The organism is Staphylococcus sp. EG-SA-10 (genome assembly GCF_017151945.1).
GTDB lineage: Bacteria > Bacillota > Bacilli > Staphylococcales > Staphylococcaceae > Staphylococcus > Staphylococcus aureus.
Window position 1 is genome coordinate 136436 of sequence record NZ_JACVZJ010000004.1, and the last position, 13836, is coordinate 150271.

General features: G+C 30.8%; 12 protein-coding genes. 5 read left to right on the forward strand and 7 right to left on the reverse strand.

The annotated features are described in order from the left end of the window. Positions 1-136: 136 nt before the first annotated feature. Positions 137-1360, forward strand: a complete 1224-nt coding sequence (locus IDG45_RS05410; protein WP_000206632.1) for an ArgE/DapE family deacylase — start codon at positions 137-139, stop codon at positions 1358-1360. Between the two features lie 497 nt (positions 1361-1857). Here IDG45_RS05410 and IDG45_RS05415 read toward each other — a convergent pair whose 3' ends face one another. Continuing rightward, complete coding sequence (locus tag IDG45_RS05415) at positions 1858-2727, reverse strand: DMT family transporter (RefSeq protein WP_001108473.1); 870 nt, start codon at positions 2725-2727, stop codon at positions 1858-1860. Between the two features lie 2 nt (positions 2728-2729). Then, the gene (hemA, locus tag IDG45_RS05420; RefSeq protein WP_031927406.1) at positions 2730-3932 is read right to left on the reverse strand and encodes a 5-aminolevulinate synthase; all 1203 of its coding nucleotides are present in this window, start codon (positions 3930-3932) and stop codon (positions 2730-2732) included. 574 nt (positions 3933-4506) lie between these two features. Between hemA and IDG45_RS05425 the strand changes: the two genes are divergently transcribed. Next, complete coding sequence (locus IDG45_RS05425; protein WP_001045081.1) at positions 4507-5814, forward strand: TrkH family potassium uptake protein; 1308 nt, start codon at positions 4507-4509, stop codon at positions 5812-5814. A 571-nt stretch (positions 5815-6385) separates the two neighbouring features. Here IDG45_RS05425 and IDG45_RS05430 read toward each other — a convergent pair. The 4 genes from IDG45_RS05430 to groES all read right to left on the reverse strand — a co-directional run bounded on the left by IDG45_RS05430 (position 6386) and on the right by groES (position 9708). Next, entirely contained in the window at positions 6386-7012 is a 627-nt protein-coding gene (locus tag IDG45_RS05430) for a hypothetical protein (protein WP_000216892.1), read from the reverse strand. Further along, positions 7009-7188 carry a hypothetical protein gene (locus IDG45_RS05435; RefSeq protein ID WP_000201394.1) on the reverse strand — a complete coding sequence of 60 codons (180 nt, stop codon included), beginning with the start codon at positions 7186-7188 and terminating at the stop codon, positions 7009-7011. The genes IDG45_RS05430 and IDG45_RS05435 overlap by 4 nt, the downstream gene beginning before the upstream one ends. A 543-nt stretch (positions 7189-7731) precedes the next feature. Continuing rightward, positions 7732-9348 (reverse strand): chaperonin GroEL, encoded by a 1617-nt coding sequence (groL, locus tag IDG45_RS05440; RefSeq protein WP_000240648.1) that lies wholly within the window; start codon positions 9346-9348, stop codon positions 7732-7734. A gap of 75 nt (positions 9349-9423) precedes the next feature. Further along, a complete protein-coding gene (gene groES / locus IDG45_RS05445) occupies positions 9424-9708 on the reverse strand; it encodes a co-chaperone GroES (protein ID WP_000917289.1) in 285 nt (94 codons plus the stop codon). Positions 9709-9882: 174 nt separating this feature from the next. Here groES and mroQ point away from each other — a divergent pair, with 174 nt between their 5' ends. After that, entirely contained in the window at positions 9883-10626 is a 744-nt protein-coding gene (mroQ, locus tag IDG45_RS05450) for a CPBP family intramembrane glutamic endopeptidase MroQ (protein WP_000197641.1), read from the forward strand. Between the two features lie 24 nt (positions 10627-10650). On the opposite strand, the gene IDG45_RS05455 is transcribed toward mroQ, so the two are convergent. Further along, positions 10651-11799: an SdrH family protein gene (locus IDG45_RS05455; protein ID WP_000120321.1), complete on the reverse strand. Its 1149-nt coding sequence runs from the start codon at positions 11797-11799 to the stop codon at positions 10651-10653. Positions 11800-11995: 196 nt separating this feature from the next. Between IDG45_RS05455 and IDG45_RS05460 the strand changes: the two genes are divergently transcribed. After that, positions 11996-12622: a nitroreductase family protein gene (locus tag IDG45_RS05460; protein ID WP_000522380.1), complete on the forward strand. Its 627-nt coding sequence runs from the start codon at positions 11996-11998 to the stop codon at positions 12620-12622. A gap of 360 nt (positions 12623-12982) precedes the next feature. Next, the gene (locus tag IDG45_RS05465; RefSeq protein WP_000867953.1) at positions 12983-13768 is read left to right on the forward strand and encodes a carbon-nitrogen family hydrolase; all 786 of its coding nucleotides are present in this window, start codon (positions 12983-12985) and stop codon (positions 13766-13768) included. Positions 13769-13836 lie beyond the last annotated feature (68 nt).

The following is a 13836-nucleotide window of genomic DNA, read 5'->3' on the forward strand; positions in this document are numbered from 1 at the left end:
AGATCGTTGATACTAGACAGTTAATTTCATAGAACGAAATCAAATAACACACTACTTTCTGCATTTTAAATTATGTTTAAGAATGAAAATTATGTTTATATAAATATATATACTACTTTGAAAAGGTGTGAGCTTAATGACAACTTTTAGTGAAAAAGAAAAAATTCAATTACTAGCAGATATTGTTGAACTACAAACTGAAAATAATAATGAAATAGACGTTTGTAATTATTTAAAAGATTTATTCGACAAGTACGATATTAAATCTGAAATTTTGAAAGTTAATGAACACCGCGCCAATATCGTTGCAGAAATCGGTAACGGCTCACCTATACTCGCATTGAGTGGTCATATGGATGTTGTTGATGCAGGAAATCAAGATAATTGGACTTATCCCCCTTTTCAACTCACAGAAAAAGATGGCAAATTATATGGTCGAGGCACAACGGATATGAAAGGCGGTCTGATGGCTTTGGTCATCACACTCATTGAATTAAAAGAACAAAATCAATTACCTCAAGGAACGATAAGATTACTAGCTACTGCTGGCGAAGAGAAAGAACAAGAAGGTGCCAAATTATTGGCTGATAAAGGCTATTTAGACGATGTAGATGGCTTAATTATTGCTGAACCAACTGGATCTGGAATTTATTATGCACATAAAGGGTCTATGTCATGTAAAGTAACTGCAACTGGTAAAGCTGTCCATAGCTCAGTTCCATTTATTGGTGACAATGCAATTGATACACTGCTTGAATTTTATAATCAATTTAAAGAAAAATATTCAGAGCTTAAAAAACATGATACTAAACATGAATTAGATGTTGCACCCATGTTCAAATCATTGATAGGAAAAGAAATTTCTGAAGAGGATGCAAATTATGCATCTGGTCTTACAGCTGTATGTTCGATTATAAATGGCGGCAAACAATTTAACTCTGTACCAGATGAAGCTTCACTTGAATTTAACGTAAGACCAGTTCCTGAGTATGATAACGACTTTATAGAATCGTTTTTCCAAAATATCATTAATAATGTGAATAGCAATAAGCTTTCACTCGATATTCCAAGCAATCACCGACCTGTAACAAGCGATAAAAATAGCAAATTAATTACTACGATTAAAGATGTAGCTTCTAGTTATGTAAACAAAGACGATATATTTGTTTCGGCGCTTGTAGGTGCAACAGATGCCTCTAGTTTCTTAGGTGATAATAAGGACAATGTTGATTTAGCCATTTTTGGACCAGGTAATCCATTAATGGCACATCAAATCGATGAATATATTGAAAAAGATATGTATCTGAAATATATTGATATTTTTAAAGAGGCTTCCATTCAATATTTAAAAGAAAAATAAGAACGATGCTGTCAGCTGCCCTATTCGCGTGCTGGCAGTTTTTTATTGCGAATTTTAAGTTGATAGAAATAGCGATGAATATTGTTTGAATGTAAATATCCAAATATCAACAAGCACATTTTCATTGATTAAGTGATGTAAAACTGAAATTATGGTGGTGATTTGTCATACATATATAGACTAATGGTCATAAAGAAAGACGCCTTCCAATAGTTTAGTCGACTAATGGAAAACGTCTCATAATAAAATATATTTTCGTGTATTCTAATATTTTCGTGTTATGAATCATAATCGTCCAAAACCTAACTTTTTAGTTAATAAAAACTAGAAAATGAGATTATATTATTCCTACCATGCCATCATATTCTGTTAGTCATTTAAAGGTTTAATTTTTTATTAAATTTAAATATACACAACTTCTTATATAGTAAATTTTCACCTAATAATTGAACTATTTGATTCACATAGCCTATAAATCCACAAATATAGTTATGTTATTAACTAGGTTTTGGTTTATATAATGCTAAATATGCACCCATACATGCTAATATAATCCCGACTACTAAATTTATACTTAAATGAGTTTCTCCCATAATAACACTTGCTATACCACCAATTGCAGGAAACATAGCAACCATGTAACCACTTTCAGCTGCTCCAATATTATTAATTAATTTCAGATAGAAAAACCAGGCTAAAAATGAAGCTAGAATAGATAAATATAATAAACCAAACCAAAAATTTAATTCTAATGGAAATGAATACCTATATCCTTTGAAACTAGTATAAATAAGTAAAAATATCACTGCTGATAACATACCAATTGTATTTGACAAAACAGGATGAACTTTACTTTCACTGTTATATAAAGATAAAACATCACCAATTGACGTTATAATTGTACCTAAAAGAGCAAATGCTACACCAATTATAAATTCATTTGTTAAGCTGTTTAAATCAGGATATAAGATTACAACTACACTTACAACTCCTAGTCCTCCCCCTATATATATTCTGTTAGAAATTTTCCTCTTGAATACCATACTAATAAATATAGGTGTTAATATGGCTTTCATTGAAAAAATCAATGTAACTATAGCAGCTGAACTATAGAAAGTACCGTAATAAAGAAGCAAATAACTTATAGTAAAGTTACATAGTCCAAAACCAATTATCGTAAACCAATTTGTATTATTTAATTTCAGTTTTTTAAAAATAAATATGAACATTACACCGAATAGCGAAAAAGCAATTAAAGATCTATACAATAAAGCAACTTCTAAAGGCAAACTATCTCCTTGTATCTTTACCGCTATAAAGTTTAATCCCCATATAAACATGCAAAACAGGTACATTAAATAATTCATAATTACACACTTCTCCTAATGTTCAAAAAATCAAAAACATAAACAATTGAAGAAACCAATAAATCCATTTGTTCTTTTGTGTGATTTGGCGTTACATTAATTCTAAATCTTTCAGTACCAATTTCTACAGTAGGTGAATTAATTGCTTGAACATAAATATTAAATTTATCTAGAAGTAACTTTGCTGCTTCCTCACATTTTTTTGAATCTCCAATTATAACTGGGAGTATATGTGTCTTACTTTGTTTCAAAACTTCAATACCATTTTCTTTGAATTTTTCTTTTAAGTATTTCGTTTTATCTTGCAATTCTTCTCTTAATTTATCATTACTTCTGACTATTTTTATACTAGTTAAACAACCCGCAGCAATAACCGGAGGTAATGCAGTAGTAAATATAAAACCTGAAGAATATGATCTGATTACATCTATGAGTAATTGATCTCCGGTTATATATCCTCCTATTATTCCGATTCCTTTTGCCATTGTAGATTGTATGATGTCTATATCTTCCTGAACACCAACAACATCAGAGTATCCTCTTCCTTCTTCACCATACATGCCAATTGCATGTACTTCATCTAAAAAAGTTAAAGAATTATATTCTTTTGCTAATTCGACTATCTCTACTATTGGTGCAATGTCTCCATCCATTGAATATACAGACTCAAATACTATTAACTTTGGTATATTAATATCATATTGATTCAGTAATTCATTTAAATGTTTAACATTATTATGTTCAAAAATTTCAATCTTATTTTTAACACTTCGCAAAGCATTTATTATAGACGCATGATTTTTAGAATCAGAAAATACAATCATTTCTGGGAATATTCTTAATAAACCTTGCAAAGCCGCATCATTTGAAGAGTATCCTGTTGGAAAAACTAAAGCTGAGTCCTTTTTATGCCATTTTGCTATCTCATTTTCTAATAGTTTAAAATATTTATGGCTTCCACCAATATTCCTTGAACCACCTGCCCCTGCACCATATTCTTTTAAAGCATCACTCATTACATTTATTACTTCTTGATTTTGAGACATACCTAAATAATCGTTACTACAAAACACAACAACCTCTTTACCATCTTCCCCTTTGGCTAATGGATATTTGTTTGCAATCCTGTTAATCTCAGTAAATATTCTATAGCTTCCTTTTTCTTTTAATTCAGCAATTTTGTCAAAAAATAAAGTTTTATACATTTTTATATCCTTTTTTTACCAAATTTTATGTTAAAAATATTACCAATGATAAACAGATTCACCCCTTTTTTATATTTATTTCATTATAAAACAAAATAAATCTTCAATCAATTGAAAATTAGCAATTTTCAGTTTTTTAATAAACTGGATTTTCTAATACTTTAAGAATCAATTAATATAATAATCTATAATTGGGCTTATTTGAAAATTTTATTATGTCATATGAGTTTAAATTTGAAAAGTCTTCTCAAATATCTTATGAATATTTTGTTGGTACAAATAATATGTGATGCAATATTATTAATTATTATTTAATAGAATAAAAAATACAAAACTGAAACTATAGCGTTGATTTGTCATACATATATTGCATTGTCTGTTGAAATTGGGAATCCAATTTCTCTTTGTTGAGGCCCCACCCCAACTTGCATTGTCTGTTGAATTTCTTTTCGAAATTCCCTGTGTTGGGGCCCCTGACTTGAATTGAAAAGTAATACACATCAGTAACATTTCTATTTTCATTTATGATATTATCTAATTATTAATTTATAATATAAAGGAGTATGCAATTAAAATGAACAAAGTCCACAAACCTTTATATTTTTATTTAATGCTATTCTTCTCTACAACTATCATAGGTGCTCTTTTATTATATTTACCTTTCACTGGTAAAAAGCCAATATCTTTTTTAGATGCCCTATTTATAGCTTCAAGTGCATTTACAGTTACTGGCCTATCCCCAGTTGATATAGGATCACAGTTTAATATACTTGGTGAAATAGTAATACTATTATTAATTCAAATAGGTGGTCTGGGTATCGTGACCGTAACCCTATTGACACTAGTATTTTTAAATAGAAAGATATCAATGAAAAATAGGTTCTTGATTATGGTTACATGGAATATTGACGAACCTGGTGGTGTTATTAAGCTAATTAAACACTTGGCTATTTATAGTTTAGTCACTGAATTAATTGGTATGATTTGTTTGTGTTTATCTTTTATACCAAAATTTGGTATAGGCAAAGGTTTATTTTTAAGCTTATTCACATCAGTATCAGCTTTTAATAATGCTGGATTTGCCCTTTTTAAGAATAACTTAATAGATTATTCTAGTGATCCAATTGTCATTATTACAATCTCAATACTCATAATATTTGGAGGTATTGGACATTTTGTCGTAATAGACTTTATTAATTGTAAAAAATTGAGTAAATTATCTTTACATTCTAAATTAGTCTTAACTACAACTAGTATCCTAATAATTATAGGAGCTATTACATTCTTTTTATTAGAACAGTTTAATACTATGCAAAATATGGGACTAGTTGAAAAAATCGGAAATTCTTTTTTCCAATCAGTAACAACACGAACAGCGGGTTTTAACAGTATAGATATAGCAAGCATTAACAAATCTACCGCCTTAATGTTAATGCTACTTATGTTTATAGGTGGTGCCCCTCTCAGTGCATCTGGAGGAATTAAAATAACTACTTTTGCAGTAGCGTTTATATTTGTTCTAAATTATATACGTAAAGAAAATAATGTTTCAGTATTCAATAAAGAAATATCTGACAAACATATAAAACTATCTATTGTTACCATTAATATCTCATTTCTATTTATCAGTATCATTACTTTTATATTATCGATAATTAATCCGAACATATCATTAATCAAGTTATTATTCGAAGTGGTTTCTGCATTTGGAACAGTCGGGTTAAGTATGAACCTTACCACAGAATATCATGGTATTACTAAAATAATTATTATATTCGTTATGCTTTGCGGTAAAGTAGGACTATTAACTTTATTAAGAACATTTATACCACCAAAAAGTCCTAAAAATTACCGCTACACTAAAGGACAAATTTATCTATAAAATAACTATTCATCTTTAACAAGAAATGAACTAGTGTTTTAATCTATTACATTTAAAAAACTACCTAAACAGGTAGTTTTTTTATTTATTTTAGGCCGATTAAATGTCTTATGTCTTTAATTAAGTAAAATGCACAAGTACACCTTTAAAAAAATCTACTCAAAACTAAACTATACAATGATTTAAATATTTAAAACTTATTTTTTACTACGTTAACCTCAATTGTTGAAAAGATGAATGGAAATGATAATTTAATAATGTATACTTTTGATTGTTTAAACATGTACATTTTCTAAAATTCTAGAGATAATTTTATTGCTGTGAACAACAATAAAATTATCTTCAGTCATAAATACGGATTTTGAAGTTACTACTCTTTCATATTTACAAAAATTAATAATTGTTATGATGAACTTAAACATGAAAATAAGCAAAAGTGAAATAGCTAGACACATGGGTGTTGATATAAGAGCAGTTGATAAATATTCAAATGTCTTTGATCTTTATTTTATAAATTCTTCCATAAAAATAACCACACTCCTAAATCAATAGGTGGGTGTGGTTTTGTGCTTTATATTTTAAGAATAGCCATCTTCAAATTATTTTCACTTGTATGATCTTTGATTTCTGTAAATCCAAATTTTCTATAAAATTCTCTTAATCTATCTACATCTTCATACTCTATCCAAATATATGAACCGCCAAATATGTTCGCACCTTCTAAAACTTTCTCATATGCTAAAGTTAACAAATCGTTTCCATTTATGGATTTTGTAGCCAATGCTTCTTCAGAATAATTTTTTCCTATTTGAGCAATTAAGTATCCTTGTATGATTAAATTGTCATTTCCACTGTGAGTTTCACCCTTTTGATATAACTTCTTCTTTAACGTGTTTGATATTTTATCTAACATACGTTTTGTAAAAACTAAGGGTTTATTGCTAATTGTAAAATAGCCAACTAGTATTTGTTTGCTTTTGAATTGTGAAAAAACTAAATGAGTTCTAGACAGGTTTTGCCTATCAAATGCTATAGACTTATTTTTCAAAAATAAATCAACATCGTGCGCTGATTCACTTCCTGAAATTGATATTGTCTCAAATGAATTTAGTATATTTAAAACTGAAGGTATCTTTCGCTTAACCTCTTGCTTATCACCTGTTAACAATTCTGAAAGTGATATTACTTTTACAGTCAATTACTTCGATAGTCCTTCAATAGATTTTCAATCTCACAAGTTGATTTTATTTTAGTCGCTTTTATGTTTGTTTTGTTCACATTACTTTTATTTTCGTTAATCTCCATTGCATCTATTAGTTTTTGCGCTGATTTTTTTGTGAATTTATAATCTGTAGTAATACTTATTGTAGCCATACTACTCACTTCCTTATTTTACTTCATTTGACAACCAAGTATACATTGTATATGTTGTCTTCTTGTTTACAATGTATCATGAAAGCATCTTTTCAACAATAGATTCAATAAATTTTTTTAGTGTATATGATTTTACACTTAAACCAATTTGTTTCTTAGCATAAAAACACCCATACTGTAACTAGTGTGGGTGTTTTCAAAATGCAGACAGCTTCTTACTACAATACGCAAGTGAGTCCTCTGCAAAGCCTAATTGATTACCGGAAATCTAATTACATTACAACATACTAGAAGAAACTCCTTATATACTCAAAGTTTATACTAAACTTCTCTATATAATCTATATAATTTTAACATTGAAAAAGCCCCCCATTATGAATCTCAATAACACATCAGCACATAATAAAGACGCCTCTCATAAGTTTAGTCAACTAATGGAAGGCGTCTTAAATTAAAATATTTTCATACGCTCTAATATTTATTTGGAACGAATCATACTCGTCTATCATGGAATGTTCTAGTTAGTCAAAACTAGAAACTGTTTTACATCATTCCTGGCATGCCACCCATGTTAGGTTGGTCATTATTTTTTTCTGGAATTGATGCTACAACCGCTTCAGTAGTTAAGAACATTGCTGCAACACTTGCTGCATGTTGTAATGCTGAGCGTGTTACTTTAGTTGGATCAACGATACCTGCTTCTAACATATTAACCCACTCGTTTGTAGCAGCGTTAAAACCAACACCCGGCTCTGCGTTTTTCAAACGTTCTACAATAACAGAACCTTCTAATCCTGCATTTTCAGCAATTTGGCGAACTGGTGCAGTTAATGCTTTAAGTACAATATTCACACCTGTTTCAATGTCGCCTTCAGCTTTAATTTCACTTACTTTTTGGTAAACATTTACTAGTGCAGTACCACCACCTGCAACAATACCTTCTTCAACTGCTGCACGTGTAGAATTTAATGCATCTTCAATACGTAATTTACGTTCTTTAAGTTCTGTTTCACTTGCTGCACCTACCTTGATAACTGCAACACCACCTGCTAATTTAGCTAAGCGCTCTTGTAATTTTTCACGATCAAAGTCAGATTCAGTTTCTTCAATTTGAGATTTCAATTGGCTTACACGTGCATCAATGCTGTTTTCGTCACCGTCACCATCAACAACAGTTGTATTATCTTTAGTTACTTCTACTTTACTTGCAGTACCTAACATATCTATTGATGCATCTTTTAAATCTAAGCCTAAATCATCAGTAATCACTTGCGCACCAGTTAAAATAGCTAAATCTTCAAGCATCGCTTTTCTACGATCACCAAAACCAGGTGCTTTTACTGCAACAGCTGTAAATGTGCCACGCATACGGTTAAGCACGATATTTGTTAATGCATCGCCTTCAACTTCATCAGCTACAATTAAGATTGGACGATTAGATTGAACCACTTGTTCTAGTAAAGGTAAGATATCTTGGAATGATGAGATTTTCTTATCTGTCACTAAAATGTATGGGCGTTCTAATTCAGCAACCATTTTATCTGAATCAGTAACCATATACGGTGATTGATAACCACGATCAAATTGCATACCTTCAACCACTTCAAGTTCAGTGTTCAAGCCATTTGATTCTTCAATTGTAATTACACCATCATTGCCAACTTTTTCCATAGCTTCAGAAATATAACGCCCAATTTCTTCATCTGCTGCAGAAATCGCACCTACTTGCGCAATTTCATTTTTATTTTCAACTTTTTGAGAATTTTCATGTAACGCTTCAACAGCAACTTTAACTGCTTTATCGATACCTTGTCGTAAACCGACTGGGTTCGCACCACTTGTAACATTTTTCAAGCCTTCTTGAATCATTGCTTGAGCTAACACTGTTGCAGTTGTCGTACCGTCACCAGCAATTTCATTTGTCTTATTTGCGACTTCTTGAACTAGTTTAGCCCCCATATTTTCATATGGATCTTCTAATTCTATTTCTTTAGCAATCGTTACACCATCGTTCGTAATTAAAGGTGCTGTAAACTCTTTATCTAATACAACATTACGTCCTTTAGGACCAATAGTTACTTTAACTGCATTTGCTAATTGGTCTACACCACGTAACATTGCTTGACGTGCATCTTCAGAGAATTTCAATTGTTTAACCATAAATGATAAACCTCCATTTGTTTAGTCATATTTCATTTTCGTTCTTTACAATCTATCTATGAATTATATTCTATATTATTCAATTACCGCTAAAATATCTTCTTCATTTAAAACTAAATAAGTCTCATTATCTCGTTTAACTTCTGTACCAGCATATTGTTGGAACACGACACGGTCCCCTTCTTTCACTTCAGGAGTCACTCTTGTACCATCATTTAATAGGCGTCCTGTTCCTACTGCAACGATAACGCCTTCGTTTGATTTTTCTTTAGCACTATCAGTTAAAACAATACCACTTTTAGTTGTTTGTTCTTGTTCTTTTTTCTCAATAATCACACGATTTCCAATTGGTTTTAGCATGATTGTTCCTCCTTAAAAAACCTAAAGTTTAGCACTTAACATTATAGAGTGCTAACATACATTCATAATAATCAAATTTGGTCAAAATTTCAAGTCATAACCTTTCAATTAAGTTTTGTAACTTCAAGTTATTTACGATAAAATAAATTATAAACAAATATTTGGAGGAAAATTATGACAAGACTATGGGCATCGTTGCTAACTGTTATTATTTATATATTGTCTCAATTTTTACCGCTTCTCATTGTAACAAAATTACCATTTGTACAATATAGTGGCATAGAACTGACTAAAGCAGTCATTTACATACAACTTGTTCTATTTTTAATCGCCGCCACGACGATTATTTTAATTAATTTAAAAATTAAAAATCCAACAAAATTAGAATTAGAAGTTAAAGAACCTAAAAAATATATCATTCCATGGGCATTGCTTGGATTTGCACTGGTAATGATTTATCAAATGGTAGTTAGTATTGTATATACTCAAATTTTTGGCACACAACAAACAAGTCCAAATACTGAGCGTTTAATCGTTATTGCACGAAAGATTCCATTGTTTATCTTTTTCGTATCAATCGTTGGTCCTCTATTAGAAGAATATGTATTTAGAAAAGTAATCTTTGGCGAATTATTTAATGCAATTAAAGGTAACCGTATCGTCGCATTTGCTATTGCAACGACTGTAAGCTCATTAATCTTTGCATTAGCGCATAATGACTATAAATTTATTCCTATTTACTTTGGTATGGGCGTCATTTTTTCATTAGCATATGTATGGACGAAACGACTTGCTGTTCCAATTATTATTCATATGTTACAAAATGGATTTGTCGTTATATTCCAATTACTTAATCCTGAAGCTTTGAAAAAAGCCACGGAACAAGCGAATTTTATATATCACATTTTTATTCCATAATATAAAAAACGAATCACACACGGATTATCGTCGCTGTGATTCGTTTTTATTTTTCTTTTTATTTCGCTTTACAAATAAGAATAGCATGATTGAAAATACCACCATCATAGAACATACAATTGCTAGCCAACTTTTACTATATGCAGTTGACGCACTTTTCTTATTATCTTCTTGTTTTTTAACTACTGTAAAATCGTCTTTTTCATGCGGTTCAAATGAGCGTTGTTTTGAATCCGGCTTATCTTCGGGCTTTTTCAAATCTGGCATTGATCCAATTTCACCAGTAATTAATGCGAGTACTTGTTCATCTAAATTACGATAGTACCTTTCTGATTTCAATGGGTTGAAATATTGGAATCTAAAGTAATTCGATTGCTGTTGTAATCCATTTAAATAAGCATTTCCGCTGAAGTTTTGTTTGCGGATGATATTGTAGATATCTTCATCAGTTACCTCACCAAATTCTTTACCCAATTGATTAATTTGATTTAAAATATACGGATTATACTTGTAAGCCCCATTCGCCAAGGCTAAAAATCGTTGGGATACAAAATCATTACCAGTAGGATTTTGTGAGTTTCCTTGATTTCCATTTGGTTGCCATTGACCTTGATTAGATCCATCTGAAGCATTTGGGTTCCATGTACCCCCATTTTTCGAGCCACCAGAATGATTGGAATCCCCAGGTTGATTGGGATCTGGTGACGGGTTAGGATTTGGCTTATTAGGGTCTGGTTTTGGATTCGGATTTGGCTTTGGTTTATCTGGGTCTGGTTTTGGATCTGGATCTGGATTTGGCTTTGGTTTATCTGGGTCTGGCTTTGGATTCGGACCTGGGTTTGGGTTATTTGGGTCAGGTTTTGAATCTGAACTTGGGTTTTGGTTGTTTGAGTCTGGCTTCACATTATTCGAATCAGGATTAGCATCACGACTATTCGAATTTGTTCCTTCATTACCCGTTTGATTTGATTCGTGAGGTGTCCCAGTCTCATTATTATTTATTTCACTATTTACTGATGGTGAAGTTACATTATGATTCAAATTAGTAGTTGGCTTTTCTCCATTTAAGTTATCCTTTGCTTCAACTGTGTGTGTTGCAAGCCCTAAACTACTACTACTTAAAATTAAAATACTTGTTGAAAGTAACATTTTCTTAAACCAATGATATGACATTTCACGAGACACCTCCCTTTTTCATGTAAGTATTAATCTAAGTATAATAAATATGCGTTGAAAATGCATTTATATTTGGAATTTGAAAATGAATATTAATATTCTTGAAATTTTCGTAAATATTACTTTACAAGTTCGAGTATAAATTTTATACTTAGTCTATTAAGTATTCTTTACTAAAGAAGGAGCAATAATTATGGGTTTATTTAAAAAAGATAAAAAAGCAATGACTTTTGACAATGCAATGGAAGAAAGACGTTCAATATATAATTTGAAAGATTCAATATCAATTAGCGATGACGAATTAGAATCAATGATTGCACATGCAGTTAAACATGTTCCTTCATCATTTAATTCTCAATCAACTAGAATTGTTCTCTTATTAAATGACAACAATAATAAATTTTGGGATAACACAAAAGCAATTTTAAAAGAAGTCATGGGAGAGAATCGTGATTTCGAGCCAACTGAACAAAAAATTGATAACTTCAAACATTCATACGGTACAATTTTGTTTTATGAAGATCAAGATGTTGTAAGTGGTTTACAAGAACAAATGCCAAACTACTATGATAATTTTGCAATATGGTCAACTCAAACAAATGCCATGCATCAATTTGCAATTTGGACTGCATTAGCTACTAAAGGTATAGGTGCTTCATTACAACACTATAATCCACTTGTTGATGAGATAACTTCAAATGAATTTAATATTCCTAAAAGTTGGAAACTTATTGCTCAAATGCCATTTGGTGATATTCGTGAAGCTGCTGGCGAAAAAACATTTAATCCAGTGGAAGATCGTTTCGTAATAAAAAAATAATCAATATATTGTGGGGAATGGGACAGAAATGATAAAGAATCATTAGTTATTCATTATGTAGTAGTTCTTACACATTAGCCGCTGCTAATTTGTACTTAAGAATAGGAATACATGAGTAAAACTCATGTATAAGAAATACTAATTTCTAAAGAAAAAGTATTTCTTTACGTTAGAGCCCACCCCAACTTGCATTGTCTGTAGAAATTGGTGTTCCAATTTCTCTATGTTGGGGCCCCATCAACTACTGTCAATATAACATTGTAGAGCCTAGGACTTTGATTTTATGTCCTGGGCTCGTTTTTTGCGTTTCAACATAACTTTTAGTAAGTTATATATAAGATCTATCAAGGATGTGATGTTATGAAAGTCCAAATTTATCAATTACCGATTATTTTTGGAGATAGTTCTAAAAATGAAACTCAAATAACGCAATGGTTCGAAAAAAATATGAATGATGAAGTAGATGTAGTCGTTTTACCTGAAATGTGGAATAATGGCTATGATTTAGAGCATTTAAATGAAAAAGCAGATAATAATCTAGGACAAAGTTTTTCATTTATTAAACATTTAGCTGAAAAATATAAAGTCGATATCGTAGCCGGGTCAGTTTCTAACATTAGAAACAATCAAATATTTAATACAGCTTTTAGTGTGAATAAAAGTGGCCAGCTGATTAATGAATACGACAAAGTTCATTTAGTTCCTATGTTAAGAGAGCATGAATTTTTAACCGCTGGCGAAAACGTAGCTGAACCCTTTCAATTGTCTGACGGTACTTATGTGACCCAACTTATCTGTTATGATTTACGTTTTCCAGAATTATTAAGATATCCTGCTCGTAGTGGTGCTAAAATTGCATTTTATGTGGCGCAATGGCCTATGTCACGACTTCAACATTGGCATTCATTACTAAAGGCACGTGCAATTGAAAATAATATGTTTGTCATTGGAACTAATAGCACTGGATTCGATGGTAACACAGAATATGCTGGTCATTCGATAGTTATAAATCCAAATGGAGATTTAGTTGGAGAATTAAATGAATCCGCAGATATTTTGACTGTAGATTTAAACTTAAATGAAGTAGAACAGCAACGCGAAAATATACCTGTATTTAAAAGTATTAAATTAGATTTGTATAAATAAGAAGCGCCCGAAATAATATTTAACACATGTCATGACTAAACATAGATTTATGAGAGATTTTTCATAAG

Bases quoted from the DNA above. Each gene is read 5' to 3' on its own strand.
- IDG45_RS05410 (WP_000206632.1), top strand. From the start codon at position 137: ATGACAACTTTTAGTGAAAAAGAAAAAATTCAATTACTAGCAGATATT.
- IDG45_RS05415 (WP_001108473.1), bottom strand. From the start codon at position 2,727: ATGAATTATTTAATGTACCTGTTTTGCATGTTTATATGGGGATTAAAC.
- hemA (WP_031927406.1), bottom strand. From the start codon at position 3,932: ATGTATAAAACTTTATTTTTTGACAAAATTGCTGAATTAAAAGAAAAA.
- IDG45_RS05425 (WP_001045081.1), top strand. From the start codon at position 4,507: ATGAACAAAGTCCACAAACCTTTATATTTTTATTTAATGCTATTCTTC.
- IDG45_RS05435 (WP_000201394.1), bottom strand. From the start codon at position 7,188: ATGGCTACAATAAGTATTACTACAGATTATAAATTCACAAAAAAATCA.
- groL (WP_000240648.1), bottom strand. From the start codon at position 9,348: ATGGTTAAACAATTGAAATTCTCTGAAGATGCACGTCAAGCAATGTTA.
- groES (WP_000917289.1), bottom strand. From the start codon at position 9,708: ATGCTAAAACCAATTGGAAATCGTGTGATTATTGAGAAAAAAGAACAA.
- mroQ (WP_000197641.1), top strand. From the start codon at position 9,883: ATGACAAGACTATGGGCATCGTTGCTAACTGTTATTATTTATATATTG.
- IDG45_RS05455 (WP_000120321.1), bottom strand. From the start codon at position 11,799: ATGTCATATCATTGGTTTAAGAAAATGTTACTTTCAACAAGTATTTTA.
- IDG45_RS05460 (WP_000522380.1), top strand. From the start codon at position 11,996: ATGGGTTTATTTAAAAAAGATAAAAAAGCAATGACTTTTGACAATGCA.
- IDG45_RS05465 (WP_000867953.1), top strand. From the start codon at position 12,983: ATGAAAGTCCAAATTTATCAATTACCGATTATTTTTGGAGATAGTTCT.